The 26,384-nt window shown below is 73.9% G+C and carries 26 protein-coding genes; 11 read left to right on the top strand and 15 right to left on the bottom strand.

Going from position 1 to position 26,384, the window contains the following annotated elements; translation table 11 throughout:
• Nucleotides 1–104: 104 nt before the first annotated feature.
• The 5 genes from HPT28_RS04125 to HPT28_RS04105 form a co-directional block, all read right to left on the bottom strand.
• Nucleotides 105–1,436 (bottom strand): aldolase/citrate lyase family protein, encoded by a 1,332-nt coding sequence (locus tag HPT28_RS04125; RefSeq protein ID WP_219089294.1) that lies wholly within the window; start codon nucleotides 1,434–1,436, stop codon nucleotides 105–107.
• Between the two features lie 197 nt (nucleotides 1,437–1,633).
• Nucleotides 1,634–2,596 (bottom strand): electron transfer flavoprotein subunit alpha/FixB family protein, encoded by a 963-nt coding sequence (locus HPT28_RS04120; RefSeq protein ID WP_219089293.1) that lies wholly within the window; start codon nucleotides 2,594–2,596, stop codon nucleotides 1,634–1,636.
• A gap of 49 nt (nucleotides 2,597–2,645) precedes the next feature.
• A complete protein-coding gene (locus HPT28_RS04115; protein ID WP_219089291.1) occupies nucleotides 2,646–3,431 on the bottom strand; it encodes an electron transfer flavoprotein subunit beta/FixA family protein in 786 nt (261 codons plus the stop codon).
• Nucleotides 3,432–3,631: 200 nt separating this feature from the next.
• Nucleotides 3,632–4,162, bottom strand: coding sequence for a flavin reductase family protein (locus tag HPT28_RS04110; protein ID WP_374226912.1), 531 nt, complete (start codon nucleotides 4,160–4,162; stop codon nucleotides 3,632–3,634).
• A 119-nt stretch (nucleotides 4,163–4,281) separates the two neighbouring features.
• A complete protein-coding gene (locus HPT28_RS04105; protein ID WP_374226911.1) occupies nucleotides 4,282–4,608 on the bottom strand; it encodes a TlpA family protein disulfide reductase in 327 nt (108 codons plus the stop codon).
• A 252-nt stretch (nucleotides 4,609–4,860) separates the two neighbouring features.
• Here HPT28_RS04105 and HPT28_RS04100 point away from each other — a divergent pair, with 252 nt between their 5' ends.
• Nucleotides 4,861–5,571 carry a 1-acyl-sn-glycerol-3-phosphate acyltransferase gene (locus HPT28_RS04100; RefSeq protein ID WP_219089288.1) on the top strand — a complete coding sequence of 237 codons (711 nt, stop codon included), beginning with the start codon at nucleotides 4,861–4,863 and terminating at the stop codon, nucleotides 5,569–5,571.
• Between the two features lie 15 nt (nucleotides 5,572–5,586).
• Here HPT28_RS04100 and HPT28_RS04095 read toward each other — a convergent pair whose 3' ends face one another.
• The 4 genes from HPT28_RS04095 to HPT28_RS04080 all read right to left on the bottom strand — a co-directional run bounded on the left by HPT28_RS04095 (nucleotide 5,587) and on the right by HPT28_RS04080 (nucleotide 9,634).
• The gene (locus tag HPT28_RS04095) at nucleotides 5,587–6,198 is read right to left on the bottom strand and encodes a transglutaminase domain-containing protein (RefSeq protein ID WP_219089286.1); all 612 of its coding nucleotides are present in this window, start codon (nucleotides 6,196–6,198) and stop codon (nucleotides 5,587–5,589) included.
• 58 nt (nucleotides 6,199–6,256) lie between these two features.
• Nucleotides 6,257–7,372 carry a low specificity L-threonine aldolase gene (locus tag HPT28_RS04090; protein WP_308119065.1) on the bottom strand — a complete coding sequence of 372 codons (1,116 nt, stop codon included), beginning with the start codon at nucleotides 7,370–7,372 and terminating at the stop codon, nucleotides 6,257–6,259.
• The gene (locus tag HPT28_RS04085; RefSeq protein ID WP_219089284.1) at nucleotides 7,351–8,124 is read right to left on the bottom strand and encodes an SDR family NAD(P)-dependent oxidoreductase; all 774 of its coding nucleotides are present in this window, start codon (nucleotides 8,122–8,124) and stop codon (nucleotides 7,351–7,353) included. The genes HPT28_RS04090 and HPT28_RS04085 overlap by 22 nt, the downstream gene beginning before the upstream one ends.
• 76 nt (nucleotides 8,125–8,200) lie before the next feature.
• The gene (locus HPT28_RS04080) at nucleotides 8,201–9,634 is read right to left on the bottom strand and encodes a DUF6421 family protein (protein WP_219089282.1); all 1,434 of its coding nucleotides are present in this window, start codon (nucleotides 9,632–9,634) and stop codon (nucleotides 8,201–8,203) included.
• 303 nt (nucleotides 9,635–9,937) lie between these two features.
• Here HPT28_RS04080 and HPT28_RS04075 point away from each other — a divergent pair, with 303 nt between their 5' ends.
• A complete protein-coding gene (locus HPT28_RS04075; protein ID WP_219089280.1) occupies nucleotides 9,938–10,621 on the top strand; it encodes a glycerophosphodiester phosphodiesterase family protein in 684 nt (227 codons plus the stop codon).
• Here the strand turns inward: HPT28_RS04075 and HPT28_RS04070 are convergent.
• Entirely contained in the window at nucleotides 10,605–11,159 is a 555-nt protein-coding gene (locus tag HPT28_RS04070) for a GNAT family N-acetyltransferase (RefSeq protein ID WP_219089278.1), read from the bottom strand. The two genes, HPT28_RS04075 and HPT28_RS04070, sit on opposite strands and share 17 nt — an antisense overlap.
• 84 nt (nucleotides 11,160–11,243) lie before the next feature.
• Between HPT28_RS04070 and HPT28_RS04065 the strand changes: the two genes are divergently transcribed.
• The 5 genes from HPT28_RS04065 to HPT28_RS04045 all read left to right on the top strand — a co-directional run bounded on the left by HPT28_RS04065 (nucleotide 11,244) and on the right by HPT28_RS04045 (nucleotide 15,793).
• Nucleotides 11,244–11,636, top strand: coding sequence for a VOC family protein (locus HPT28_RS04065; RefSeq protein ID WP_219089276.1), 393 nt, complete (start codon nucleotides 11,244–11,246; stop codon nucleotides 11,634–11,636).
• A gap of 103 nt (nucleotides 11,637–11,739) precedes the next feature.
• Nucleotides 11,740–12,258: a DUF5134 domain-containing protein gene (locus HPT28_RS04060; RefSeq protein WP_219089274.1), complete on the top strand. Its 519-nt coding sequence runs from the start codon at nucleotides 11,740–11,742 to the stop codon at nucleotides 12,256–12,258.
• Nucleotides 12,259–12,341: 83 nt separating this feature from the next.
• Complete coding sequence (locus tag HPT28_RS04055) at nucleotides 12,342–13,295, top strand: M56 family metallopeptidase (protein ID WP_219089272.1); 954 nt, start codon at nucleotides 12,342–12,344, stop codon at nucleotides 13,293–13,295.
• Nucleotides 13,296–13,522: 227 nt separating this feature from the next.
• On the top strand, nucleotides 13,523–14,257 hold the full coding sequence (locus tag HPT28_RS04050) for a TetR/AcrR family transcriptional regulator (protein WP_219089270.1): 735 nt from the start codon (nucleotides 13,523–13,525) through the stop codon (nucleotides 14,255–14,257).
• A gap of 132 nt (nucleotides 14,258–14,389) precedes the next feature.
• A complete protein-coding gene (locus tag HPT28_RS04045; protein ID WP_219089268.1) occupies nucleotides 14,390–15,793 on the top strand; it encodes an FAD-dependent oxidoreductase in 1,404 nt (467 codons plus the stop codon).
• A 12-nt stretch (nucleotides 15,794–15,805) separates the two neighbouring features.
• Here the strand turns inward: HPT28_RS04045 and HPT28_RS04040 are convergent, their stop codons facing one another.
• A complete protein-coding gene (locus tag HPT28_RS04040) occupies nucleotides 15,806–16,165 on the bottom strand; it encodes a helix-turn-helix transcriptional regulator (RefSeq protein ID WP_219089266.1) in 360 nt (119 codons plus the stop codon).
• A gap of 101 nt (nucleotides 16,166–16,266) precedes the next feature.
• Between HPT28_RS04040 and HPT28_RS04035 the strand changes: the two genes are divergently transcribed.
• Entirely contained in the window at nucleotides 16,267–17,349 is a 1,083-nt protein-coding gene (locus tag HPT28_RS04035; protein ID WP_219089265.1) for an NADH:flavin oxidoreductase/NADH oxidase, read from the top strand.
• A gap of 157 nt (nucleotides 17,350–17,506) precedes the next feature.
• On the top strand, nucleotides 17,507–18,613 hold the full coding sequence (locus HPT28_RS04030; RefSeq protein WP_219089263.1) for a sialidase family protein: 1,107 nt from the start codon (nucleotides 17,507–17,509) through the stop codon (nucleotides 18,611–18,613).
• 121 nt (nucleotides 18,614–18,734) lie between these two features.
• Here the strand turns inward: HPT28_RS04030 and HPT28_RS04025 are convergent, their stop codons facing one another.
• Complete coding sequence (locus tag HPT28_RS04025) at nucleotides 18,735–19,412, bottom strand: uracil-DNA glycosylase (RefSeq protein ID WP_219089261.1); 678 nt, start codon at nucleotides 19,410–19,412, stop codon at nucleotides 18,735–18,737.
• Nucleotides 19,413–19,502: 90 nt separating this feature from the next.
• Between HPT28_RS04025 and HPT28_RS04020 the strand changes: the two genes are divergently transcribed.
• Nucleotides 19,503–20,525 carry an N-acetylglucosamine kinase gene (locus HPT28_RS04020; RefSeq protein ID WP_374226910.1) on the top strand — a complete coding sequence of 341 codons (1,023 nt, stop codon included), beginning with the start codon at nucleotides 19,503–19,505 and terminating at the stop codon, nucleotides 20,523–20,525.
• Nucleotides 20,526–20,690: 165 nt separating this feature from the next.
• Nucleotides 20,691–21,641 (top strand): hypothetical protein, encoded by a 951-nt coding sequence (locus HPT28_RS04015; RefSeq protein ID WP_219089257.1) that lies wholly within the window; start codon nucleotides 20,691–20,693, stop codon nucleotides 21,639–21,641.
• Between the two features lie 102 nt (nucleotides 21,642–21,743).
• Here HPT28_RS04015 and HPT28_RS04010 read toward each other — a convergent pair whose 3' ends face one another.
• The 3 genes from HPT28_RS04010 to HPT28_RS26570 all read right to left on the bottom strand — a co-directional run bounded on the left by HPT28_RS04010 (nucleotide 21,744) and on the right by HPT28_RS26570 (nucleotide 25,923).
• Nucleotides 21,744–22,790, bottom strand: a complete 1,047-nt coding sequence (locus tag HPT28_RS04010; RefSeq protein ID WP_219089255.1) for a lactonase family protein — start codon at nucleotides 22,788–22,790, stop codon at nucleotides 21,744–21,746.
• A 118-nt stretch (nucleotides 22,791–22,908) separates the two neighbouring features.
• Nucleotides 22,909–24,432, bottom strand: a complete 1,524-nt coding sequence (locus tag HPT28_RS04005; protein WP_219089254.1) for an FUSC family protein — start codon at nucleotides 24,430–24,432, stop codon at nucleotides 22,909–22,911.
• A 252-nt stretch (nucleotides 24,433–24,684) separates the two neighbouring features.
• Entirely contained in the window at nucleotides 24,685–25,923 is a 1,239-nt protein-coding gene (locus HPT28_RS26570; protein ID WP_308119063.1) for an SMI1/KNR4 family protein, read from the bottom strand.
• Nucleotides 25,924–26,384: the final 461 nt, after the last annotated feature.

Below are 26,384 nucleotides of genomic sequence, written 5' to 3'. Positions count from 1 at the left end.
GCGTCGCGTACCGCGGCCCGTCGGCGGGTATGGTCACCCGCCGCTCGCGGCTTGTACAGCCCGGCCGCACCACACGGCCGGGCCCAAGGAGGCGCGGGGAACGGTCAGTTCGCCGAGACGGTGAGCGCGCTGCGCCGCGGCGAGGCGAAGCCCTCCAGGTCGGAGCGGGTCAGCCCGGTGGCCGCCGCGACCTCGTCGTCACCCAGAGCGCCGCAGTCCAGGCCGCGCAGGAGGTAACCGGCCAGGGCCTTGGCGGTGGCCGGCTCGTCCATGACCGAGCCGCCGGCGTTGCCGGCATAGGCGGCGATGCGGGCGGCGGCCCGCTCGTAGCCCTCGCGGTAGAACGCGTAGACGGCCGCGTAGCGCGTCGGCAGGTGACCGGGGTGCATGTCCCAGCCCTGGTAGTAGGCGCGGGCCAGGGAGCGGCGGACGAGGTCGTGGTGGAGCCGCCAGGCGGCGTGCACCTGCTCGGCGGGGCCGACGGGCAGGACGTTGGTGGAGCCGTCGGACAGCCGCACGCCGGTGCCGGCCGCGGCCACCTGCATGACGGCCTTGGCGTGGTCGGCCACGGGGTGGTCCAGGGACTGGTGGGCGGCGCTCACACCACAGCAGGCGCTGTAGTCGAAGGTGCCGTAGTGCAGGCCGGTGGCCCGGCCCTCGGCGGCGTCGATCATGCGGGCCACGGTGGCCCGCCCGTCGGCGCCCAGGATGGACTGGCTGGTCTCGATCTGGATCTCGAACCCGATCCGCCCGGGCGCGAGGTCCCGCGCCTTCTCGAACTCCTCGCACAGCCGCACCATGGCGGTGACCTGCTCGGCGTACGTCACCTTCGGCAGGGTGAGGACCAGCCCCTCGGGCAGGGACCCGGCGTCCATGAGCCCGGTGAGGAAGATGTCCAGAGTGCGGATGCCGCGGTCGCGCACCGCGGCCTCCATGCACTTGAGCCGGATGCCGAGGAAGGGCGGCACCCGGGAGGGCTCGCCGTCGGCGAAGGCCTCGGTGACCAGCCGGGCGGCGCGGGCGGCCGCGGCGTCCTCCTCGGCGTCGGGCCGGTTGCCGTAGCCGTCCTCGAAGTCGATGCGCAGGTCCTCGACCGGCTCCCGGCGCAGCTTGGCGCGCACCCGGTCGTGGACGCCCTCGGCGAGGGCGTCGTCCAGTCCGAGGACGGCGCCCAGCGACCCGGCGTCCGGCGCGTGCTCGTCCAGGAGCGCCAGGGCCTGGTCGCCCCATGAGCGGACTGTGTCGGCGGCGAAGACGTCACCGGGGACGTAGACGGTGTGGACGGGCTGACGGGTGCCGGGGTCGCCGGGGTAGCGCCGGTCCAGCTCGGCGTCGACGGCGGCCAGCGAGGCCCCGATCCGCTCCGCCACGCCGCCCGCGAACGTCGTGGTGACCGCCGCCTGGGTGCCGTTCGCCTCCGGTCGGCCCTGCGTCATCTGCACTCCCTCTGCTTCCCGGCCACCGGACGGCGGCCGCACACACCCACAATCAACAAAACGTTGAAGTGATGGGGACGCTATGCCTCCCCCTCCCCGTACGTCAACACCCGCCCGGCAGGCGGGCGGGTGCGCGAAACGGCCGGGGCCCGCGTGGTGTACACCACGCGGGCCCCGGCCGTCGGCCTCGGAGGGGGTCAGCCCTTGCGGGACTTGACCTCCTCGGTGAGCTGCGGGACGACCTCGAAGAGGTCGCCGACGACGCCGTAGTCCACCAGGTCGAAGATCGGGGCCTCGGCGTCCTTGTTGACGGCGACGATCGTCTTCGACGTCTGCATGCCGGCCCGGTGCTGGATCGCGCCGGAGATGCCGGCCGCGATGTAGAGCTGCGGCGAGACGGTCTTGCCGGTCTGGCCGACCTGGCTGGTGTGCGGGTACCAGCCGGCGTCGACGGCGGCGCGCGAGGCGCCGACGGCGGCACCGAGGGAGTCGGCCAGCGCCTCCACGACGTTGAAGTTCTCCGCGCCGCCGACACCACGGCCGCCGGAGACGACGATCGCGGCCTCGGTCAGCTCGGGGCGGCCGGAGGACTCGCGCTGCGTGCGCGAGACGACCTTGGTACCGGTGGCCAGCTCGCCGAAGGAGACAGAGAGCTGCTCGACCGCACCGGCCGCGGCGGCGGCCTCGGGGGCCGCCGAGTTGGGCTTGACGGTGATGACCGGGGTGCCCTTGGACACACGGGACTTGGTGGTGAAGGCGGCGGCGAACACGGACTGCGTGGCCACCGGGCCCTCGTCACCGGCCTCCAGGTCCACCGCGTCGGTGATGATGCCGGAACCCAGGCGCAGCGCCAGGCGGGCACCGATCTCCTTGCCCTCGGCGGAGGACGGCAGCAGCACGGCGGCGGGCGAGACGGCCTCGCACGCGGCCTGCAGCGCGTCCACCTTGGGCACGACGAGGTAGTCGGCGAACTCGGGGGCGTCGGCGGCCAGGACCTTCACCGCACCGTACTCGGCGAGGGTCGGGGCGGCGGCGTCGGCACCGCCGCCGAGGTGGACGGCGACCGGCTCGCCGATGCGGCGGGCCAGGGTCAGCAGCTCCAGGGTGGGCTTGCGGACGGCGCCGTCCACGTGGTCGACGTAGACAAGGACTTCAGCCATGGGATTGCTCCTGCGAGGAATGTGCGGGCTTGGGGGCGGGCTGCGCGGCTCAGATGAACTTCTGGCCCGCGAGGAACTCGGCGAGCTGCTTGCCGCCCTCGCCCTCGTCCTTCACGACGGTGCCGGCGGTGCGGGCCGGGCGCGCGGCGGCCTCGTCGACCTTCGTCCAGGCGCCCTCCAGGCCGACCTCCTCGGCCTCGATGTCGAGGTCGTCCAGGTCCAGGGACTCCACCGGCTTCTTCTTGGCGGCCATGATGCCCTTGAAGGAGGGGTACCGGGCCTCGCCGGACTGGTCGGTGACCGACGCGACGGCCGGGAGCGCGGCCTCGAGCTGCTCGGTGGCGGCGTCGCCGTCGCGGCGCCCGCTCACCTTGCCGTCGGCCACGGAGATCTCGGACAGCAGCGTGACCTGCGGCACGCCCAGGCGCTCGGCCAGCAGCGCGGGCAGCACGCCCATCGTGCCGTCGGTGGAGGCCATACCGCAGATCACCAGGTCGTACCCGGTGTGCTCGATGGCCTTGGCCAGCACCAGGGAGGTACCCATGGCGTCGGTGCCGTGCAGGTCGTCGTCCTCGACGTGGACGGCCTTGTCGGCGCCCATGGACAGCGCCTTGCGCAGCGCGTCGTTGGCGTCCTCGGGACCGACCGTGACGACCGTGACCTCGGCGTCGTCGGCGTCCTCGGCGATCTGCAGCGCCTGCTCGACGGCGTACTCGTCGAGCTCCGAGAGCAGACCGTCCACCGCGTCACGGTCGGTGGTCAGGTCCTCGGCGAAGTGCCGGTCGCCGGTGGCGTCGGGCACGTACTTCACACAGACAACGATCCTCAAGCTCACGCCGGCTCTCCTACTGCATCGTCTTTACGGGCTGCCTCGTGCAGGCAGCATAGGCGCCTGCTGGGGCGGGTTCCGGCCGGGTGGGCCGGACCCTCCGACCAGTTTATTACTCGTCAGTACATCCATCACATTCCCGCTAATCAAGGCCAACCAACTGTGACCTTGCCAACGCGGGAAGCGACACCGCCATGTGGAACGACTCAATCACGCAACGCCGTGAAGCGCCCCTGGTGATAGAGCAGAGGGCGTCCAGGCCCCTCCGCGCTTCCTGCGACCACCTCGGCGATGACGACGCGGTGGTCGCCGGCGGGCACGCGCGCGGTGACCCGGCACACCAGCCAGGCCGGCACCTCCTGGAGAACCGGTACGCCGAACGGGCCGGCGAACCAGCGCAGAGGCGGGGCGAAACGGTCCGCCCCGTGGCGGGCGAACGTCGCCGCGAGCTCCTGCTGATGCTCACCCAGCAGATGGACACCCACATGGGCGGCCCCCGCGACGACGGGCCAGCTCGACGAGCCCGTGCCGATCCCGAAGGACAGCAGCGGCGGCTCGGCGGCCACGGAGGCCAGGGAGGTGGCGGTGAAACCCACCGGCCGGGACGAACCGCCCCGGCCCGCGTCCTCCGCCGCGGTGATCACGGCCACCCCCGCGGGATGGCGCCGGAACGCCGCCCGCAGCAGCTCGGGGCCGCCTTCGCGCACCACGGCTCCGACCGTGCCGGACACCGTCACCGGCGGCCTCCCTGCCGTCCATCACCCATGGTCATCACCTCACGTCACCCTGACGACGCGAGCGTCCCCACGTCAAGCGGTCACGGGCCGCACCGGGTGCGAGATCCGTCACGCGACGCTCACAGCACCTCGCCCAGCGCGGCGATCACGTCGGAGGTGCGGGGCATGCCGGTGGCGCGCCGCACGATCCGGCCCCGCGCGTCGAGCACGAGGACCGTCGGGGTGGCGGCCACGCCCAGCCGGCGGACGAGCTCCAGGTTGTCCTCGGCGTCCACCTCCACGTGCAGCACGCCCTCCACCATCGCGCTCACGCGGCGCAGCACTCCGCGCGTCCCCCGGCACGGCTGGCAGAAGGCCGTGGAGAACTGGACCAGGGTGGCCCGCCGCCCCAGCCGCGCCACCCCGATGTCGCCGGGGCCCAGCACGGCCCCGTCCTCGTCGCCCACTCCGCCGCTCCTCCCGGCCGCCCGCGTCCCGTACTCCGCCTCCATGCTCCCCCTCCGCGCGGCCGTCCCGGCTCCCACCGCCACGCCCCCGGCTGAACGTCCGCGTGACCGGTCCGGATTCCCGGGCGGCCTGCGCGCGGAACGTGACCGGAATCTCCCCGCCCCGGGCTGGCCGGTGAAGTTACGCACGCGTAAGTTCCGTTCCTGGCCGGGTACACCTCCCTGGCACTCTCCACCCCACGAAGGACCCACATGGCTGAGCTGGTCTACCCGCCCGTCGTCCGCGCGGCACTCACCTGGTTCAAGGCGCTCGACCTGCGATTCGACATCGAGGGCACCGAGCATGTGCCGCACGACGGGGGCGCGGTCCTGGTCAGCAACCACATCAGCTACCTCGACTTCATCTTCGCCGGCAAGGCCGCGCTGCCCGCGAAGCGTCTGGTGCGCTTCATGGCCAAGGAGTCGGTCTTCCGGCACAAGGTGTCCGGGCCGCTGATGCGCGCCATGAAGCACATCCCCGTCGACCGCTCGGCCGGGCTGGACGCCTACCGCCACGCCGTGAGCGCCCTGCGCTCCGGCGAGGTCGTCGGCGTGTTCCCCGAGGCGACGATCTCCGAGTCGTTCACCCTCAAGGAGTTCAAGAGCGGCGCCGCGCGGATGGCCCAGGAAGCCGACGTGCCACTGCTGCCGGTCGCCCTGTGGGGCACGCAGCGGCTGTGGACAAAGGGGCGCCCGCGGGACTTCGGCCGCAACCACTTCCCCATCACCATCCGTGTCGGCGCCCCGCTGCGCCCGCGGGCCGGGGAGTCGGTCGCCGCCGTCACCGAGCGGCTGCGGGACCGGGTGCAGGAGTTGCTGGAGGCCGCGCAGCGCGCCTACCCGGCACGGCCCAAGACCCCGGAGGACGCCTGGTGGCTCCCCGCCCACCTGGGCGGTTCCGCGCCCGCTCCCCAGCACCCGTAGCCGCCGCCACGGCCGCTACAGCTCCCGCGGAAGCATCGTCTCCAGCTCCGTGCGGCTGCGAGCCCGCCGCAGGACGGCCAGGGGCACCGGGTGCGGTTCGGCGTACAGCCGCGGGTCGTCGTACTCGCCCAGCTCCCGGGCGGGCGTGTAGGGCAGGTGCTCCTCGTCCGGGGAGAACCGGCTGACGACGCCGGGCCCGTCCCCGCGGGGGTCCAGTCGCAGCCACGGCCGCCCCGGCAGGCGCACCGCGACGAGGCCGTGGACGACCTCCAGCCGCTGGTAGCACAGCGCCGCCGGGAGGCCCTGGGAGCGCAGCAGGGCGGCCAGGGCGTGCGCTTTGGCGTAGCAGATGCCGGTCGAGCGGGCGAGGACGTCCGAGGCCCGCCAGGTGACGTGCTCCTCACCGCTGTCCATCGAGTGGCGCACCCGGTCGCGGACGTGGTGGAAGGCGGCGGAGGCGAAGGCGACGGCGTCGCGGGGGTGCCCCCTGCCCGAGCGAGGCCGAGAGCCCGGGGAAACGTCCGCCCGCAGCCGGGCGGCGACGTCGCGGACGACGGGATGGTGGTGGTCGACGGCCGGACAAGCGGCCAGGTAAGCGGCCGGCGCGGCTACGGGCACGAGATCCATGGCCCGACCGTAGCCGGAACCATGGACCTCGCGCATATATTTTCCTAAGAGCGCATATTCATGCAGGCGCGGTCATCTCCGCGCGGAGCGCCGCCACGAAGCCGTCGACGTCCTCCTCGGTCGTGTCGAAGGAGCACATCCAGCGCACGACGCCCTCCGCCTCGTCCCAGAAGTAGAAGCGGTAGTGCTTCATCAGGCGCTCGCTGACCTCGTGCGGCAGCCGGGCGAAGACGGCGTTCGCCTGCACCGCATAGAGGATCTCCACGCCCTCGACCGTGCGGACCCCCTCGGCCAGCCGCCGCGCCATGGCGTTGGCGTGCCGGGCGTTGCGCAGCCACAGGTCGCCGGTGAGCAGGGCCTCCAGCTGTACGGACACGAAGCGCATCTTGGACGCGAGCTGCATGGACAGCTTGCGCAGGTGCTTCATCGCCCGCACCGCGTCGGGGTTGAGGACGACGACGGCCTCACCGAACAGCGCGCCGTTCTTCGTCCCGCCCAGGGAGAGCAGGTCCACGCCCGCCGCGTTGGTGAACGTCCGCATGGGGACGTCGAGCGCGGCCGCGGCGTTCGCGATGCGCGAGCCGTCCAGGTGGACGATCATGCCCCGCTCGTGCGCGTGCCGGCAGATCGCCTTGATCTCCGCGGGCGTGTAGAGGGTGCCCAGCTCCGTACTCTGCGTGATCGAGACGACCTGCGGCATGGCCCGGTGCTCGTCGTCCCAGCCGTAGGCCTCCCGGTCGATCAGCTCGGGGGTGAGCTTGCCGTCCTCGGTGGGGACCGTCAGCAGCTTGAGGCCGCCGACCCGCTCGGGGGCGCCGCACTCGTCGACGTGGATGTGCGCGGTGTCCGCGGCGATGACGGCGCCCCAGCGGTCGGTGACCGCCTGCAGCGCGACGACGTTGGCCCCCGTCCCGTTGAACACGGGGAACGCCTCGGCCCGGGGGCCGAAGTGCCGGCGTATGACGTGCTGCAGGTGCTCGGTGTACACGTCCCCGCCGTAGGCGGTCTGGTGGCCGCCGTTGGCCAGCGCGATCGCGGCCAGCACCTCGGGGTGCGCGCCCGCGTAGTTGTCGCTGGCGAAACCGCGTGTCAGGGGGTCGTGGTGCCGTCGGGCGTCGGTCCGGGTGTCGATCCGGCCGGAGCCGGCGTCCGTCAGGGCTTCGGTGTGAGCCACAGGCGCTGTCCGTTCACTTCCTCGGTGGGCATCGTCCAGGTGTCCACGATGGCCTCCGCCAGCTCGGTGACGTCGGTGAAGGTGGCGAACTTGGCGTTCGGCCGCTCCTTGCGCATGGCCTCGTGCACCAGGGCCTTGACCACCAGAATCCCAGCCGCCGCCTGCGGGCCGCTCTCGCCCCCGGCCTTGCGGAAGGCGTCGCCCAGGGCGAGCGTCCACGCCTCGGCGGCCGCCTTGGCCGCCGCGTAGGCAGCGTTGCCCGCCGTCGGCTTGCCGGCCCCGGCGGCGCTCACGAGGAGGTACCGGCCCCGGCCGCTGCGGTTCAGCGCGGCCTCGAACGCGAGCGAGGTGTGCTGGACGGTCCGGACCAACAGCCGCTCCAGCACGTCCCAGTCGGCCAGGTCGGTGTCGGCGAAGCTCGCGGAGCCGCGCCAGCCGCCCACGAGGTGGACGAGCCCGTCGATCCGGCCGAACTCCTTCTCCGTGCGCCGGGCCCACTCCCTGGTCTCCTCCAGGTTCAGCAGGTCGACCGTGTCGCCGGTGACCGTCGCCCCGCCGTGCGCGAAGCGGGCGGCGTCCACCCCCTGGGCGAGCCGCTCGGGGTCGGCGTCCGCGCCCACCACGACGGCTCCCGCCTCGGCGAGCCGCCGCAGCACGGCGTGGCCCGCCGGGCCGCCGGCCCCGGCCACCGCCACGACCGCGCCTTCCAGTGATCCCGCACCGCTTCCGTTACCGGCGGTACCGCTCGTCATACTGTTCGCCTCCACTGTGCCTGCCTGTCGGCCTGAGCCGTCTTCCACTGCCGTCGCCCCGCCCGGTGAGGTGTCCTCACGCCGCTACGGGAGCGGTGACGCTGTCCGCGGTGATGCCCTCGGTGGAGGCGATCACACCACGCAGCTTCTTGGCCAGCGCCTCGTAGAACATGCTCAACGGGAACTCGTCCGGGTGCACCTCGTCGACCAGCTTGCGCGGCGGCAGGGTGAGGTCGAGGGCGTCGGGGCCCTTGGCCCAGGTCGAGCCCGGGTGCGGGGCGAGGTAGGTGGAGACCAGCTCGTAGGCCTTGAACCAGTGCACGAGCTTGGGACGGTCGATGCCGCGCCGGTAGAGCGTCTCGATCTCCTCGCGGAGCTGGACGGTGACCTCGCGGGCCCGGTCCCAGTCGATGCTGAGCTTGTTGTCACGCCAGCGCAGCGCGTCGCTCTGGTGCAGGTAGGCGAAGAGGAGCTGACCGCCCAGACCGTCGTAGTTGCGGTTGCGCCCACCGGTGACGGGGAAGCGGAAGAGGCGCTCCAGGATGACCGCGTACTGCACGTCCCGGCCCTGTGGGAAGCCGTCGGCCTCCAGCTTCACGGCCTCGTGGAAGGCGGTCAGGTCACAGCGGAGCTCCTCCAGGCCGTACATCCAGAAGGGCTGGCGCTGCTTGATCATGAACGGGTCGAACGGCAGGTCGCCGTGGCTGTGGGTGCGGTCGTGGACCATGTCCCACAGCACGAAGGTCTGCTGGGTGCGCTCCTGGTCGCCGAGCAGCTCCAGGGCCTCCTCGGGAAGCTCCAGGCTGGTCACGTCGCAGGCGGCCCGCACGACGCGGCGGAACCGGGCGGCCTCGCGGTCACAGAAGATCCCGCCCCAGCTGAAGCGCTCGGGCGCCTCGCGCACGGCGATCGTCTCCGGGAAGAGGACGGCGGAGTGCGTGTCGTAGCCGCTGGTGAAGTCCTCGAAGGTGATGCCGAGGAAGAGCGGGTTGTCGTAGCGCGTGCGCTCCAGCTCGGCCAGCCAGTCGGGCCAGACCATGCGCAGGACGACGGCCTCGAGGTTGCGGTCGGGGTTGCCGTTCTGCGTGTACATGGGGAAGACGACCAGGTGCTGGCGGCCGTCGACTCGCTGTTCGGCAGGCTGGAAGGCGAGCAGCGAGTCGAGGAAGTCCGGCACCCCGAAGCCACCGTCGGCCCAGCGGCGCAGGTCGGCGACGAGCGCCTGGTGATAGGCCTCGTTGTGCGGCAGCAGGGGGGCCAGCCGCTCGACGGCGGCGATGACGCGCGTGACCTCGGCGGAGGCTTCCTCCCGGGTGGGCGCCTCGTCGGCGGCGAAGTCGATGGAGCCGTCCGTGGACTGCCAGGGGCGGATGCGCTCCACGGCGTCCTTCAGCGTCGTCCACTCCGGCCGCTCAACGATCCGCTCGCTTTCGCTCACCGACGCGGATATCCCGGCACTCACCGGACGAACACCATCCTCAACGCTGACCCGCGAAAGAATCTCCGCCATAACCGTCCCTCCACGGAAGAAAATCTTGTCAGTCTCACCGTAGGCATAGTCGCGCGACCATCTCAAGTGCAGACGCAGGAAATCTTCCCGCGCAACCTGAGAAAACACAGGTTTCTTCCGTCACACCCCTGCGAACCCCAGGAATTTCACTCCCGTATGCCGAGATGGCAGGAGTAGATGACCTTTTGTCGTGTTCACCAGAACAGCCCGTTTCATGCCGTTCGCCCCCCTCAGGGGTTCCGCGCCGGGCGGCGGCTAGGCTGACCGGCGGCCGGACCGGGCACGCGAACAGGAGAAGCGCACGTGGCACTGCTGACCGTCGGACACCGCGGGGTGATGGGCGTCGAGCCGGAGAACACGCTGCGGTCCTTCCGCCGCGCGGAAGCCGAGGGGTTCGACATGATCGAGCTCGACCTCCACCTCAGCAAGGACGGTGAGCTGGTCGTCATGCACGACGCGCAGGTGGACCGCACCACCGACGGCTCGGGGCTGGTCGGTGACATGACGCTGGCGGAGCTGCGCGGACTGGACGCCGGGCTGGGCGAACGGGTCCCGGTCTTCGAGGAGGTCGTGGACGCGGTGGACGTCCCCATGCAGGCCGAGATCAAGGACGCGGCCGCCGCCCGGGTCCTCGCCGACCTCATCGAACGCCGCCGACTGCACGAGCGGATCTGGGTCATCTCCTTCCACGAGGAGGCCCTGCGGGAGACACGCGAACGCCTCCCGGACCTCCCCGTCGCCCTCGTGACCGGCGCATCCACGCCGACGGCGCCCGAGCGGGCCGTCAACCTGGGCGCGGCGATGGTCTCCTGCGAGCTCCCGCACCTGACCGCCGAGACGGTGGAGCGGTGCCACGCCGCGGGCCTGAAGGTGATCAGCTGGACCGTCAACACCCCCGAAGAGCTCGCCCGCGGCCGCGAGCTGGGCCTGGACGGTGTGGTCACCGACCTGCCGGACATCCGGCAAGCCGTCAGCGCAGGGGCTTGACCAGCAGCTCGAAGCGCAGGTCGGGGCGGCGCGGCAGGCCGAAGCGCTCGTCGCCGTACGGGAACGGGCTCATCCGGCCCGTCCTGGTGTAGCCGCGGCGCACATACCAGGCGATGAGGTCCTCGCGCTGTGTGATGACGGTCATCTCCATGGCGCGGGCGCCCCACAGCTCCGCCGCCGTGCGCTCGGCCTCGGCCAGCACCCGGCGTCCCAGCCCGCCGCCCTGCAGCCCGGGCCGGACCGCGAACATCCCGAAGTAGGCCGCCACCCCCTCGGCCCCCGGGCGGCGCTCCAGCTGGCAGCAGGCGACGAGCTCGCCGCCCGCCTCGGCGACCAGCACCCGGCTCTCCGGGTCCTTGAGCACCGCACGCACCCCGTCCGGGTCGGTGCGCTGACCGTCCAGCAGGTCGGCCTCGGTCGTCCAGCCCACCCGGCTGGCCTCACCGCGGTAGGCGGACTCGACGAGGGCGACCAGCGGCTCGACGTCGTCCTCGGTGGCCTCCCGGAACGCGAGCGGGGCGGAGTGTGCGCAATCCATGACCGGAGAGCCTAACCGGCGCGCCGGGAGACCGCGGGCCCGCGGCTGACCCGCGCCCGGGGCCCGCAGCCCTAGAGTCGCCGCATGGTGCATGTGTTGAGCAGCAGGGTGCTGCTGCGGCCGACCGACCCGGAAGAGGCCCGCGACTACTACGGACGCCGGCTCGGACTCACCGTCCAACGGGAGTTCGGGACCGGCCCGGAGCGCGGCACGGTGTACTTCCTCGGGGGCGGCTTCCTGGAGGTCTCCGGCCGTGCCGGGCAACCGTCCGCGCCGGGCCTGCGGCTGTGGCTCCAGGTGGCCGACGCCGCAGAGGCGCACGAGGAACTGACCGGGCGCGGTGTGGAGATCCTGCGCCCTCCGGTGCGCGAGCCCTGGGGCCTGGTGGAGATGTGGGTCGCGGCCCCGGACGAGGTGCGGCTGTGCGTCGTCCAGATCCCCGACGACCACCCCCTGCGCTACCGGCCGGGCATCTGACGCCGCCTGCCGTTCCCGCCCAGCACCCCCTCTGCGCCGGTGCGCCCCCTGTGCGCCGCTCCGGCGCCGGGCAGCCTCCCCGGGACGGGAGGGAGCGGTGGGCATGCACGTCCCGGCACAGGTCGGCTGGCTGCTGGCCGGCGTCTGCGCGCTCGCAGGGGCCCTCTGCCTCGCCCGCGCCCGGCAGGCGGTGCGGGCCGGCGCCCGGCAGGCCGGCCGGCGCCCCGCGGAGGCCGCCGCCGCCGAGGCGGTGATGGGGTTCGCGATGGCCCTGATGGCGATACCGGGCGGCGTGCTGCCCGACGCCGCCCACGTCGCCGTTTTCGGCGCCCTCGCCCTGTGGGCGCTCACGCTGGGGCTGCGGGGCGCCCCGCACCAGTTCCACCATCTGATCGAGGCCGCCGCGATGGCCTGGCTGATGCTGCCGCTCGGCTCGGGGCACGGCGGCGGCCCGCCCGCGGTCGCCGGTGCGCTGCTGGCCTACTTCTGCGCCCGGGCCGTGCTCGGCGGCGTCCGGCTGCTGCCGGCCCCCGCCGGTCGGCCGGGGTCGGGCACGGCCGAGGTGGCGGAGGCCTGCCGGCTGATGCTCACGGTGGCCATGTGCGCCATGGTGCTGGGGTGAGAGGCCGCCAGAGCCCGTGAGGTGTACGTCACTTCGGGGACACCGACGTACCGAGCGGTAGTGCGCGGTCTTACCCTGTGCCCATGACGGTCGCGCTCGCGCTCATCCTGCTGGGTGGTCTGACCGCGGCCCTGGCTCCGCGGCTCCTCGCCCGCAGTTCCTGGGCCGACCGTGAACCCGTGCTCGCCCTGTGGGTGTGGCAGTGCGTCGTGGCGGCCGTCCTCCTGTGCTGCGTCCTGGCCATGGCCCTGTGCGGCGCCGAGGCCTGGCAGGCAGTCAGGGGGCACGTGTTCGCTCCCGCCCCGCAGCAGGTGATCGAGGCGTACGCGCTCTCCGGCGAGGGCGACCCGTGGGCGGCGGCGCTGGCCATCACCCTCTTCGCGTGCGGCGCCTGGACGGCGGCGATGCTCACGCGCGAGGTGCTCGGCGCCCGGGCGGCCCGCCGCGCCCGACGCGCGGAGCTGCGCACCCGCTCGCCGCGGCTGCCGGGTGAGGAGGAGAGCGGCGGCGGACAGCTGACGGTGCTGGAGGCCGAGCGGCCCGACGCCTGGTGGCTGCCCGGCACGGACCCCCGGCTGGTGGTCACGACAGGGGCCCTGAGGCGTCTCGAGGGGCGGCAGCTGGCCGCCGTCCTCGCTCACGAGGAGGGTCACGTGCGGGCCCGGCACGACTGGTTGCTGTACTGCTCCTCGGCACTCGCCTCCGCCTTTCCCCGGGTCCCCGTCTACCGGGCCTTCCGGCAGCAGATGCACCGGCTGGTGGAGCTGGCGGCCGACGATGTGGCGTCCCGCCGCTGCGGGCGGCTGACCACCGCGCTGGCGCTGGTGGGCCTCAACGAGGACCGGGGCGTGTTCACCGCCGGCGGCTCCGGCGGGCCCGAACACCACGACCACCTGCCGCACCGGGTGAACCGGCTGCTCGGCCCTGCCGAGCGGCTCTCGGTGGCCCGGCGGATCCGGGTGAGCGCGCTGGCCTCGCTGATCCCCGTCGTCCCGTTGCTGGTGACGTTCGTGCCCGGGCTGCGGGCACTGGGCTGAGGCCCGGCTGAGCGGCAGCGCCACGGCGGATGGCGGTGGTGGGGCGGCGACGGAAAGCCGGGCGGAAGCCCCGGCGGCACTCGACGACCACACGAAAGACGGGGGCCGGTCTCGGGCGATCCCCCGCGTCGCCCGAGACCAACCCCCTGGGAGCAGACCCGACCAGGCATGCTCCCGCACCTGGCTGAGTATATTGGCTGGGAGCCAGTCAACGCAGGAGTTACAGGATGTCCCCTCGGAGCGCTTCGGTCAACGAAGAATTGCGCCGACGCTCGCGCGAGCGGCTGCTCCAGGCGACGGTGGAGCTGGTCGGCGATCGGGGTTACGAGGCCACCACGCTCGGCGACATCGCGGGCCGGGCCGGAGCCGCGCGCGGGCTGATCTCGTACTACTTCCCCGGCAAGCGTCAGCTTCTCCAGTCCGCCGTGCACCGCCTGATGCACCGCACGCTCAGCGCGGCCCTGGACGCGGAGCCGCGACCGAGCGGTCCCGACGCGGGCCGCGAGATGCTCGCGCGGGCGATCGACGCCATCCTCGGGCTCACCCGCACGCATACCACCCTGATGCGGACGCACATGGCGGGCATACTCCAGCAGGAGGGCTTCGTCCAGTGCGAGGAGCAGCAGCGGCTGGCGGCCGAGCTGCGCCGTGCGATGGAGAGCTACGGCTCGACGGACCTGGACACCGACTACCCGCTGCTGCGCGCCCTGTTGATGGGCGCCGTCGTCGCCGCGCTGCTGCCCGGCATCCCGATGCCCCTGCCCCGGCTGCGTGCCGAGCTGTTCAGCCGGTACGGGCTGGACTGGCGGCTCGGATACCCCCCGGGCGACGAACCTCCGGGCGGGTCCCGCCCGCTGCGGCTGGTGCGCGGCGACTGCCGCTGCGGGGAACCGGGCGCCCCCGACGGCCCCGACGGCCCCGACGGCCCCGACGGCCCTCCACAGGCCACACCCGGGCGGTAGTCAGCGGCTCTCCGCGGCGCGTGCCCGACCTGCACGAAGCGCGCCCACATTCCGGTGGAGCGGGCCGCAACGGAGCCTCGAAGCCCGTTTCCCGCGCCGCGAGCGGTCTCCCGTCCGGCCCTTCGCGGTGCCATGCTGGAGGTATCCAGGCGAAGGGAGACCGCGGCCGTGAGTGCTCTCCAGCGCGTTGCCGTCGTCGGCTCGGGTCCCAGTGGTGTCTACACCGTGCAGGCACTGCTGGACCAGGACCCCACGTCCACGCTCGCGGTGGATGTCCTGGACCGGCTGCCGTGCCCCTACGGCCTCGTCCGTTACGGCGTGGCACCCGACCACGAGAAGATCAAGTCGCTCCAGACCAACCTGCGGCGCGTGCTGGAGGATCCGCGGGTGCGGTTCATCGGGAACGTGCCCGTCGGCGAGGGTGGCGTCGCGCCCGAGGAGCTGCGTCAGCTGTACCACGCCGTGGTGTACTGCGTCGGCGCGGCCACCGACCGGCGGCTCGGCATCCCCGGAGAGGACCTGGACGGCAGCTGCTCGGCGACGGACTTCGTCTCCTGGTACAGCGGACACCCGGACGCCCGGGACGGCTTCCCGCTCACCGCCCGCTCGGTCGTGGTGATCGGCGTCGGCAACGTGGCCGTGGATGTGGCCAGGATGCTGGTCCGCGGAGCGGCCGAGCTGCACACCACGGACATGCCGCAGACACCGTTGGACGCCCTCGCCACCGGGCCGGTCCGGACGGTGCACGTGGTCGGGAGGCGCGGCCCCTCACAGGCCAAGTTCACCACCAAGGAGCTGAGGGAGCTGGGCACGCTGCCCGGCGTGCGGACCACGGCACACGCGTCGGAACTGGCTCGCGACCCCGCCCTCGGCGACCCCGGGGAGCTGCCGGCCGCGGCGCGCCGGAATCTGGCGGTGCTGGAGGGCTGGAGCCGGCCGGACGACCCGGCGGCGCTCCCCTCCGGCTCGCGGATCGACCTGCGTTTCTTCCTGCGACCGGTGGAGATTCTCGGCACCGAGGGCGGCGCGGTGCGCGCCGTGCGTTTCGAGCGCACCGCCCCGGACGGGCACGGCGGGGTGACCGGCACCGGCGAGTTCGAGGACGTCGAGGCCCAGTGGGTGCTGCGTTCGGTGGGATACCGGGGCGTGCCCCTCACGGGGCTGCCCTTCGACGCGGCGAGCGGCACCGTCCCCAACGAGAGCGGCCGGGTGCTCCGGGACGGTGCCCCCTCTCCGGGCGAGTACGTGGCCGGGTGGATCAAGCGCGGCCCCACCGGCGTGATCGGCACCAACCGGCCGTGCGCCAAAGAGACGGTGACGGCTCTGATGGCCGACGCCGAGGCCCTCGCCGCCCGCCCCGTCGCCGGGCAGGACCCGCTCGTGCGGCTGAGCGCGGGAGGGCGTCATCCGGTGCCGTGGTCGGGCTGGCTGGGCATCGAGGCCGCGGAGGCGCGGCTCGGGAGCACCCTGGCCCGTACCACCGTGAAGATCCCCGACTGGGACGGGCTGCTGCGGGCGGCCCGGCAGAGCGCCTGACGGCGCGTCCGCTCAGGCGTCCCGCGGCGGGTTGGATCCGGCGGCGGCCGCCAGCACGCTGTCGAGGAGGCCCGGGAAAAGCGCGTCCAGGTCGTCGCGGCGCAGCCGGTTGAGCTTGGCGGTGCCCCGGTAGGTCTGGCGGATCACCCCGCTCTCCCGCAGGACGCGGAAGTGGTGCGTGCTGGTGGACTTGGTCACCGGCAGCTCCAGCGCGGAGCAGGGCTGCTCCGCCAGGCCGTCCGCCAGCTGGCGGACGACGGCCAGCCGCATCGGATCGGCGAAGGCGTGCAGCACGTGCTCCAGCCGGATCTCCGTACGGTCCGGGTGGTCCAGCTCGCGGCCGGCTGAGGGCGGGGAGGAAGTCGGTGTCACGTCTCCATAGTACGAGATCCATCGTAGTTTGACATCTAACGTACTACGACGACTATCGTATGAGCGCCCACCCAGCGCGACACCGCCCCTGAGGAGTCTTCGTGAGCGCCCTGTTCGAGCCCTGCACCCTGCGTTCCCTCACCATCCCGAACCGGGTCTGGATGGCTCCGATGTGCCAGTACTCGGCCCCGTCCCAGGGCCCACTGACGTCCGTGGCGGGCGACTGGCACTTCGCCCACTACGCCGCCCGCGCCACGGGCGGGACGGGCCTCATCCTCCTGGAGGCCACGGGCGTCAGCCCCGAGGGCCGCATCAGCCCCGCCGACCTCGGCCTGTGGAACGACGAGCAGACGGCGGGACTGCGGCGCATCGCCGACTTCCTCACCGAGCAGGGCACCGTGCCGGGCATCCAGCTCGCCCACGCCGGCCGCAAGGCCTCCACCGACAGGCCCTGGCGCGGCGGCGCGCCTCTCGGGCCGGACGCTGAGGGGTGGCTCCCCTCGGCCCCGAGCCCCGTGCCCTTCGACGAGGACCACCCGGTGCCGCACGAGCTGACCGTCGAGCAGATCCAGGAGATCGTCGGGCAGTTCGCCGACTCCGCACGCCGGGCCTTGACCGCCGGGTTCCGGGTCGTCGAGATCCACGGCGCCCACGGGTACCTCATCGGCGAGTTCCTCTCCCCGCACAGCAACCGCCGCACGGACGCCTACGGCGGCAGCTTCGACCATCGCGTCCGCTTCGCTCTGGAGGTGGTGGACGCGGTCCGCGCGGTGTGGCCCGAGGACCTGCCCCTGTTCTTCCGCGTCTCCGCGACGGACTGGCTGGAGCCCGGCGGCTGGACCGTGGCGGACACCGTGCGCCTCGCCGCCCTGCTGCGGCAGCACGGCGTCGACCTGCTCGACGTCTCCAGCGGCGGCAACGCGCCGAACGTGTCCATCCCCACCGGCCCCGGGTACCAGGTCCCCTTCGCCACGCGGGTGCGGTCCGAGACCGGGCTGCCGGTCGCGGCCGTCGGGCTGATCACCGAGCCGGGGCAGGCGGAGAAGATCGTCGCGGGCGGCGAGGCCGACGCGGTCCTGCTGGGCCGTCAGCTGCTGCGCGAGCCCTCGTGGCCCCGCCGAGCGGCCCGCGAGCTCGGCGCCGACCACGTCGCCGGCCCCGTCCAGTACGGGCGCGCCGCCTGACCTGCCCGGACACCCACCCGGGGCGCCGTTGTCAGTGGCCGGGTGCACACTGACGACACGTTCGCGCCGCGCAACTGGCGTTCGCTCCGCGCGTTCGCACGGTGCGCCTTCGGCAGCCGAAGACGCACGGACAACGGCGTCCCGGAGGTGTCCTCGGATGACTGACGTACTGCTGGCCGTCGGCACGCGCAAAGGCCTGTTCCTCTTCCGGCGGCGGGCCGGCGCCCGTCCGGTCCCACCGGGCGGCGGCTGGCAGCGGATCGGCACGCACTTCACCGACCAGGCTGTTTCCGCCCTGACGCTGGACACGCGCTCCGGCCGTCCCCGAGTGCTGGTGGGCGGGGACAGCGCGCACTGGGGGCCGTCCGTGTTCTCCTCGAGAGACCTGGGCGCCTCGTGGCACGAGCCAGGCCGCCCCGCGGTGAGGTTCCCGGACGACACCGGCGCCTCCCTGGAACGCCTCTGGCAGCTCACCCCGGGCAGCACCGCCGAACCCGACGTCTTCTACGCCGGCACCGAGCCCGCCGCGCTGTTCCGCTCGCTGGACGGCGGCGAGTCCTTCGAGCTCGTCCGCCCGCTGTGGGAGCATCCCCACCGGGAGCGGTGGACTCCCGGCGGCGGCGGGCTCGGCCTGCACACCGTCCTCCTGGACCCGCGCGACACGCGCCGGGTGACGGTCGCCGTCTCCACCGGCGGCGTGTACCGCTCGGAGGACGACGGCGCGAGCTGGGCGGCCTCGAACGCGGGCGTGTCCGCCGTCTTCCTGCCCGAGCGGGAGCCGGAGTTCGGGCAGTGCGTCCACAAGGTCGCCCGGGACGCGGTGGACCCGGACCGCCTCTACCTGCAAAACCACTGGGGCGTCTTCCGCAGCGACGACGGCGGCCGTCGCTGGTCGGCGATCGAGGCGGGTTTGCCGTCCACGTTCGGCTTCCCGGTGCTCGCACACCCCCACCGCCCCGACACCGCCTACCTCTTCCCGCTCAACGCCGACTCCGACCGCGTACCGGCCGGCCGCCGCTGCCGCGTGTACCGGACGGAGGACGCGGGCCGTTCCTGGAGGGGCCTGGCCGCCGGGCTGCCCACCGCCGAGCATCACGGCGCGGTGCTCCGGGACGCTCTGTGCACCGACGGCAACGACCCCGCGGGCATCTACTTCGGCAACCGGAACGGTGAGCTGTACGCCAGCGCGGACGACGGCGAGTCCTGGCACCAGGTCGCCGCCCACCTCCCGGACGTCCTGTGCGTGCGGGCCGCGCTCGCCTGAGCCGTCCCCCGCCCGGCGCGGTCGCGGTTCGGCGCGCCCGGGGCCTCGGCCCGCTCACTGCGTCGTGTCCAGCCCGGCCTCAGGGGGCGCTGTCTCGTGAGCTGTCTCGCGGGGCGCCGCCTCAGGGCAGCCGCCAGTCGACGGGCTGGGCGCCCTGCCGCGCGAGCAGCTCGTTGGCCCGGCTGAACGGGCGGGAGCCGAAGAAACCGCGGTCCGCCGACATCGGGGAGGGGTGAGCGGACTCGATCGCCGGAACGTCCCCCAGCAGCGGGCGCAGGCTGCGCGCGTCCCGGCCCCAGAGAATCGCCACCAGCGGCTTTCCGCGTGCGGCCAGGGCCCGGATGGCCTGGTCCGTGACCTCCTCCCAGCCCTTGCCGCGGTGCGCGCCGGGCTTGCGCGGCGCCGTCGTCAGCGCGCGGTTGAGCAGCAGCACGCCCTGCTCCGTCCACGGCGTCAGATCCCCGCTGGACGGCCTGGGCAGACCCAGGTCCGTGTGCAGCTCCCGGAAGATGTTCTCCAGACTCCCGGGCAGGGAGCGCACCTCCGGCGAGACGGCGAAGCTCAGACCGATCGCCATCCCCGGCGTCGGATAGGGATCCTGACCGACGATCAGGACGCGGACCTCGTCGAACGGCTGCTGAAACGCGCGCAGGACGTTCTTCCCCGCGGGCAGGTACGTACGGCCGGCCGCGACCTCGGCGCGGAGGAAGTCCCCCATGGCGGCGATGCGCCCGCCCACGGGTTCCAGGGCCTTCGCCCAGCCTGCTTCGACAACTTCATGCAAGGGTCGTGGTGCCACGACGCGTCACTCTACTGGTCCACGCCCGCACTCCCGGAACTCCCGCCGAAGCAGCGCGCGCGGGCCGCGCTCGGCGCTACCCTCCTGCTCGTGGAGAGCTTCGAGCCCGACGGACGGACCGTCACACGAGCGGCACCCATCGCGGGCGGTCTGGCACTCGGCGTCGACTCCGGCGGCTCCGGTCTGCGGGTCGCGCTGACCGAGGTCACCGCGGGCCGCCCCGTACCGCTCGGCCGCGTGGTCACCGCTCCGCCCGTCCCCACCGGCCCCGAGGGGCTGGACGCCGGGGTGCTGCTGCACCGGGTTCTGGCCGCGGCCCGGTGCCTGCGAAGCGATGCGGGCCGGGCCGGCGGCCGGATCGAGGCCGTGTGCGTCGGGGCCGCCGGAATGGCGTCCCTGGGGACGGGCCTGCGGGACCTCCTGCCGGAGGCCCTCGCGGAAGCACTCGGCACGCGCCACCTCGCCCTGGCCGCCGACGCCGTGACGGCCTACGCCGGAGCGCTGGGCGAGCGGGTGGGGGCGGTGGCCGCGATGGGCACCGGCGTGGTCGCCGTCGGCACGGACCTGCGCGGCTGGCGGCGCGCCGACGGCTGGGGGCATCTGCTGGGCGACTGCGGCGGCGGCGCCTGGATCGGCCGGGCGGGGCTGGAGGCCGCGCTGCGGGCCCACGACGGCCGGGACAGCGGCTCGGCCGCGCTGCTCGCCCGGGCTCGCGCCGTCTTCGGAGCCGTCGAGGAGCTGCCGCGGAAGCTCTACCCGCGCACCGACCGGCCCGCCGTACTGGCCTCCTTCGCCCCCGAGGTGGCGTCCTGTTCCGCCGACGATCCGGTGGCGGCCGACATCCTGCGGGCCGCCGCCGGGCACGTCGCCGACGCGCTGGCCACCACGTGCCCGGAGCGCGAGGGCGCGGCCGTGGCGCTCACCGGCGGGCTGCTGCGGCTGGGCGAGCCCCTGCTCGGCCCCCTGCGGGCCCAGCTCGCCGCCCGGCTGCCGGACGTCCCCGTCCTCGCCCCGGCGGGCGACCCGCTCTCCGGCGCACTGCTCATCGCCGTCCGACAGGCCCGAACGGATGTGCGACTGCCGGCCGACGACGCACTGCTGCGGATCACCTGACGGCCACCGGGAAGAGGACCGGCGCGGACGGAGCCGGACGGCTGTGGTGGTTCCACGAAACACCCGGCGTGCGCGCGCCACGGCGCGCGGGATGAATCACCCACGGGCGGATAATCCACCCCCGGCAGAACCGTCATGTCCGCCAAGGCATTAGCATGCGGCGCCATGAGCTCCTCCACTGGACCCGAAGGCGGCCTGCCCGTACGAATGCCGCGTCCCCGCAAGCCCGGCAGGCATCGCCGGCCGGAGCCCGTCGTCGCCCCCGAGGGCGCCCCCGCCCTGGTGCTGGCGGTTCCCGGGGCCCCGTCCGACGCGGCACGTGGACTGGCCGAGGAGATCATCAGCATCGCGCGTTCCGAGCTCCCCGGCCTGGACGCCCGTATCGCCTTCGTCGACGGGACGGATGAGGCGTTCCCCGGCGTCGAGGCCGTGCTGGCCCAGGTCGCCGCCGAGCGGGCGGCCCGCGCCGCCCGCCGCGCCCAGGACCCGGCCGCGGCGGAGGAGGCCGTCGAGGAGCCGGGGCCGGAGGGTCCCGCGCCGTCGGCCGTCGTCGTGCCGCTGCTGGCCGGCCCGGACGCCTCGGTGCTCGGCCGCATACGCGAGGCGGTGCGGAGCAGCGAGGCGGGCACGGAGCTGACCGACGTGCTCGGCCCGCACCCGCTGCTCGCCGAGGCCGTCCACGTCCGCCTGTCCGAGGCGGGCCTGGCCCGCGCCGACCGGGCACGCCTGTTCACCGTGGCCACCGCCGCCGACGGCATCGTGCTGGCCACCTCGGGTGGTGCGGAAGCGGTGCAGGTCGCCGGCATCACCGGCATGCTCCTGGCCGCACGGCTGGCCGTGCCGGTGCTGGCGGCGCCACTGGACGAGCCGGGCGCCATCGCCCGGGCCGCCGGGGAGCTGAAGTCCTCGGGCTCCCAGCAGCTCGCCCTCGCCCCGTGCCTCATCGGCCCGGAGGCGCCGGAGGGCCTGGTGGAGACCGCGGCACAGGAGGCGGGTTGCCACGCGGCGGAGCCGCTGGGCGCCTACCCGGCCGTCGGCAAGCTGGTGGCCTCGGCGTACGGCGCCAAGGCGGGTATCAGCCCGGCGAGCGCGCCGCAGGGCACGATGGTCCGCTGAGGGCCCGGACGTCCGGTCGCCGCGTGCGGCCGGAGTGACGTGCGGTGGGGGCGGGAGCTCGGGGCCCGCCCCCCACCGCACTTTCGCGTCATGGCGCCCCGGTCAGTCGAAGACGACGCAGCTCGGCGCGGCGATGGCGAGGCTTCCGCCCAGGTGGGGCACGCCCGTGGCGGGGTCGAGGTCGAAGCGGGCCACGTCACCCGAGCGCTGGTTGGCCACGTGGAGGTGCCGCCCGGCCGGGTCCACCGCGAGGTCCCGGGGCCAGTGACCGCCGCACGGCACGGTGGTGAGCAGTTCCGGCTTCCCGGCGTCACCGGCCAGGGACAGCACGGCGATCGTGTCGTCGCCACGGTTGGCCACCCAGGCGTGCCGCCCGTCGGCCGAGACGGCGAGGGCCGAGGGGAAGTTGTCTCCCCGGGAACCGGGCGGGCGCGTGGGCGTCCGGCCGACCGGTTCCAGGGCTCCGGTGGCGTCGTCCCAGTGGCAGGCGGTGACGCTCGACTCCAGCTCGTTGACGACGTAGGCCCAGTCGCCGCCGGGGTGGAAGGCCAGGTGCCGCGGCCCGGTACCGGCCGGCATGGGCACCTCGTGCCGGGGCACGGCGCCGGAGTGGTCGAGTCGGCACACCCGGACCGACTCCGTGCCGAGGTCCACGGTGAGCAGCCAGCGCCATCCGGCGTCGGCGACCACGCAGTGCGCGTGCGGGCCGGCCTGCCGCTCGGGATCGGGGCCGCTCCCCCGGTGCGCGCGTACGCTGCGGCCGCCCGCGTCGGGAAGCGCGCCCGGGCCGAGCGGCAGGGTGCTCACACTGCCGGAGCCGTAGTTCGCTGTGAAGACGTACCCGGCGGCGACGGCGAGATGGGTGGGCGCGTCCCCGCCGACGGGTACGGGTTCGGCCAGGAGGCGGGGCGTTCCCCCCTCGGCCACGGAGAAGGCGGCCACGGCGCCGTCCGGCGTCTCGCTGACGGCGTAGAGGGTGCCGGAGCCCGGCGCGAGGGCGAGGAACGAGGGGTCGGGGACGGCGCCGGTCCGCCCGAGGACGGTGAGCGCACCGCTGGCCGGGTCCACGGCGGCCGCCGTGAGCCCGGCGCCCCCCTCGGAGGTGAACGAACCGATGTACGCCCGCCGTCCGCCTCCAGAGTCGGCCACCCCACCGCACCTTTCACCCGCGTCTTCGGCCGGGAAGCCCCGGATGGAGGATTCCCGAGCAGGCACGGTAGCAGTTGGTCTGGACCACAGTGCACCACCGATGCCGGTCCGCCGCGCGTCACGTCAGCTGGAGCGGGCTCCGGGGTGCGCTGTGCAGCGGGACCACCAGGCCCGCGAGGGCCGACTCCAGCCCGTGCAGATGGGCCAGCGCCCCCTCGGCGTCCGGCCGCTGCGCCACAGCGGGGACACGGACGGGCACGGTCTGCGGTGTCCGCCCGTGCCGTCGGGCATCTGGGCCCTGTTGCCGGAGCAGCCGCTCGACGGCCTCCTCGACCCGGCGACAGGCCGCCGTGAGCCGCTCGTCCTGTGAGGCGTCCGGGTCCGCGGCGACGCCCGCCAGGGCCCGCGCCCGGGCGGCACAGGTGTCCAGCAGCTCCAGGACCCGCCGGGCGCGGACCTTGCGCGCCCGGTGCGGATGGAGCGGGTGGAGGAGCGGGGCGAGGGCCAGCCGGGCGCGGCCCAGCAGCAGCTCCAGCTCCGCCACACGGGCCGCGGGATCAGCGCTCCCGTCGCCGGCGATGCGGCGCGCCGACTCCTCGGTGCAGCGGTGCAGGCACACCAGGGCGCGCTGGATCCAGGCGTTCGTCGCGGCGTGCGTGGTCACCGGCAGCACGAGCGCGACGGCGAGGGCCGCGCCCAGCGCCCCGACGAGCGTCTCCCCCACCCGCAGCACCAGCAGCCCGGAGTCCAGCACACCCAGGAGCCCGTACAGCAGGCCGACCATCACGGTCACGAAGAACATCATCCACGAGTACGAGACCGGGGCGGTGTAGAAGATCCCGAAGACGCAGACGGCGACGAGCAGGGCTGTCGGCGCGAGCGCCCCGTCGACGGGCAGCGCTATGGGCAGCCCGGCCAGGATGCCGAGCACCGTGCCCAGCACCCGGCGGAAGCCGCGGACGAGCGTCTCACCGCGCGAGGCGGTGTTGACGAAGATCCACCAGGCCGCGCCCACCGCCCAGTACCAGCGCGCGTCCGACAGGGCCTGCCCCGCGAGGAGCGCGACCCCGCAGGCGACGGTCGCCTGGACGGCCTGACGGGTGGTGGGCCGGGCCAGCCCCCGCTCGTCACCCTGCGGCGGCACGGGCGGCGGTGGGTCGCGCCGCTCGATCGGCCACCCGGCGAAGCGGACGGCCGCCGCGGCGGCGAGGGCCAGGAGCAGGGCGGCGGTCAGGGCGGGCAGGTCCCTCGGCAGCGGTTCCAGGAACTGCGCCACGAAGAACGTCATGAAGGCGAAGATGCCGAGCGCGTTTCCGCGCGGCCCGTAGCGCCGGGCGTACACACCGGCGAAGACGATGGCGAGGAACACGGCGTCCCGGACGAGGGGGGCGTCGTGCAGCAGGGCCGCCGTGCCGAGGACGGGGAGCCCGACCAAGGGAAGCAGCAGCGTGGTGCGCGCCTGCGCGGCCACGCTGGGGTCGGTGACGGTGAAGAGGGCGAGCAGGGCGGCCAGGCCCGCGGTGATGGCCGCCGGCGTGCCAAGCCCCGCGGCGGCGGCCACGGTCACGGCGAGCCCCACGCCGAGCACGGCGCGGCTCGCGGTCCTGAGCCTCAGTCGCCCCGGGTCCGGGGCTGTGAACATCGTCTTCACGGCGGTCGGCCGCCCCCTTGTCCTGCTTCACGCCGTCCGTGGCCGATCCGGGGGTGGTGGACGGCCGAGGCACGACGAAGGCGCCGCGGTCCGGTACCGGCCTCGTTGCCGTCCGGCGCTACGCGGCGCCCATGTGCATGTATGCGACACCTAAAGTCGATGGAAGCATGCCGCGCCACGCCCGGCCAAATCCCCGCGGGGTGACAAGGCCCACGCGCGCACGGCTTCACACGGCCTTCGCGCTCACAGCGTGCCGGCGGCACGGGGAGCGCCGTCGGTGGCCAGGCCGAGCCGTGCCGCCAGGTCGAGAGCGTCGGCGAAGTCGACATCGTCACCGGCCAGCCGGGCGGCGGCGAGGGCGGAGGGCTCCTCGCCGGACTCCAGCAAGGCGGTCCACTGCCGCTGGGTGAGGGCGAGATAGCGCAGGCTCGGAAGGCCGACGAGAACGGACAGGTCGGTGACGTCGGCCCCGGGGAGGTCGAGCCCGCGCAGGTTGGAGGACGTACGCAGCGGCGCGACGTCCACCGGCGTGGTTGTCCTCAGGGCGAGTGAGGCCGGATGGGGATGGCCTGACAGAGGGGTGAGGTCACCGCCCACGAGCGCGATGCGCAGGGACTCGACGGTCAGTCCGCGCAACGGCGTCGGGTCGGCGGTCGTGCAGCGGTTCAGATGCAGCAGGCGGAGCGCGGGCGCGGCGGTGAGCGGGGCCAGGTCGACGATCCCGGAGACGTCGTTCACGTGGATGGCCTGGAGTGTGGGCGGCACCTCGGCGGGGATGTCGCCGATGATCTGCCGCGTGCCGCCGCCGTCGTCCGGTAGCCGCAGGTGGATGTGGTCCTCCACCTTCTCGAAGCGGCCCTTGTCCAGCAACTCCAGGTGCTGCCCGAGCAGGGAGGTGATGGAGTCGGCCACGTACTCGGGGCCCTCGTCGAAGTCGCGGCCGGTGGCGATGACCTGGCCCGGCCGACCGTCACGGGCGGGAGCCATGTCCACGGCCAGGAAGTTGCCGTCCTCACCGGTGGCGAACCGGATCCAGCCCGGATGCCCGCCACATCGGCGGACGGTGTCGGCAGGCGTGCCGTCGAAGACCACGGCGTCCCACTCCAGGTCCCAGCCGAACCAGGGGCGGTCCTGCCACTCGCGCCAGTCCGTGTATTCGGCGACGAGGCTCTGAAGGGACAGCCAGGCGTAGTTCTCGGTCAGGTAGCGGAAGCCGTCGCCGTCGGCGATCAGGTACAGCGCCCGCAGATCCGCGGGCAGGGAACGGCCGAGGGGTTCGCTCGGCCTCGTCGAGTGCGGCCTCGGTGACCGGCGGGGGAAGCGCCTCCGGATGTCCGAGGATGGCGGCCCGCCGCTCGCGGTAGGCCCGGAACCGCGTCGCGGCCAGCTCCGGGTCGCCGGCCGGGGCGGCGGAACCGGCCTGCTGGCCGAGGCCGGGCTGCGGGAGGCGGTACCCGGGGTCCAGGCTGATCTCGAAGCCACCGCCGTGCCCCGTCACACGGCCGACGGCATCGGTGAACGCGACGAGCCGGTACTCACCGCCGGGCCGGCAGTCGATCTCCCAACTGACCCGGTCCCAGCCTGGATCGACGGCCAGCTTCTCCGCGAGATCTCGCAGCGGACCGTGCAGCCCGTCGAAGGCCGCGAACCCCGAGAAGGCGTCGGCACCGGCGTAGCCGCCGGTCATTCCGGTCCCGCCACCGCCCACCTGCCCCGCGATGCGCGCCCCGGTCCAGTCCGACGGCGCGTGCAGGGCGATGTGTTCGGCCATGCGACGGGCGACCTCTTCGACCCTGTGCTGCTGTCTCCCTTCTGCGACGAGGCTGCGGGCCACTCTCCCAGGGGCCACTGACACCCCGGCCATCAGCGGGTCCGGTGCCGCGGACGGTGAGCAGTACGGCCGACGCGGGGGCCGGGCGGGACGGCGGAAGCCGGTACGCCGG

It is taken from the genome of Streptomyces sp. JJ38 (genome assembly GCF_019303475.1).
Taxonomy (GTDB): Bacteria; Actinomycetota; Actinomycetes; order Streptomycetales; family Streptomycetaceae; genus Streptomyces.
This window is presented reverse-complemented; position numbering and strand designations above follow the sequence as displayed.

Bases quoted from the DNA above. Each gene is read 5' to 3' on its own strand.
- HPT28_RS04030 (WP_219089263.1), top strand. From the start codon at position 17,507: ATGACTGACGTACTGCTGGCCGTCGGCACGCGCAAAGGCCTGTTCCTC.
- HPT28_RS04005 (WP_219089254.1), bottom strand. From the start codon at position 24,432: ATGTTCACAGCCCCGGACCCGGGGCGACTGAGGCTCAGGACCGCGAGC.
- HPT28_RS04120 (WP_219089293.1), bottom strand. From the start codon at position 2,596: ATGGCTGAAGTCCTTGTCTACGTCGACCACGTGGACGGCGCCGTCCGC.
- HPT28_RS04050 (WP_219089270.1), top strand. From the start codon at position 13,523: ATGTCCCCTCGGAGCGCTTCGGTCAACGAAGAATTGCGCCGACGCTCG.
- HPT28_RS04070 (WP_219089278.1), bottom strand. From the start codon at position 11,159: ATGGATTGCGCACACTCCGCCCCGCTCGCGTTCCGGGAGGCCACCGAG.
- HPT28_RS04125 (WP_219089294.1), bottom strand. From the start codon at position 1,436: ATGACGCAGGGCCGACCGGAGGCGAACGGCACCCAGGCGGCGGTCACC.
- HPT28_RS04095 (WP_219089286.1), bottom strand. From the start codon at position 6,198: ATGGATCTCGTGCCCGTAGCCGCGCCGGCCGCTTACCTGGCCGCTTGT.
- HPT28_RS04055 (WP_219089272.1), top strand. From the start codon at position 12,342: ATGACGGTCGCGCTCGCGCTCATCCTGCTGGGTGGTCTGACCGCGGCC.
- HPT28_RS04100 (WP_219089288.1), top strand. From the start codon at position 4,861: ATGGCTGAGCTGGTCTACCCGCCCGTCGTCCGCGCGGCACTCACCTGG.
- HPT28_RS04080 (WP_219089282.1), bottom strand. From the start codon at position 9,634: ATGGCGGAGATTCTTTCGCGGGTCAGCGTTGAGGATGGTGTTCGTCCG.
- HPT28_RS04060 (WP_219089274.1), top strand. From the start codon at position 11,740: ATGCACGTCCCGGCACAGGTCGGCTGGCTGCTGGCCGGCGTCTGCGCG.
- HPT28_RS04045 (WP_219089268.1), top strand. From the start codon at position 14,390: ATGCTGGAGGTATCCAGGCGAAGGGAGACCGCGGCCGTGAGTGCTCTC.
- HPT28_RS04085 (WP_219089284.1), bottom strand. From the start codon at position 8,124: ATGACGAGCGGTACCGCCGGTAACGGAAGCGGTGCGGGATCACTGGAA.
- HPT28_RS04015 (WP_219089257.1), top strand. From the start codon at position 20,691: ATGAGCTCCTCCACTGGACCCGAAGGCGGCCTGCCCGTACGAATGCCG.
- HPT28_RS04065 (WP_219089276.1), top strand. From the start codon at position 11,244: ATGGTGCATGTGTTGAGCAGCAGGGTGCTGCTGCGGCCGACCGACCCG.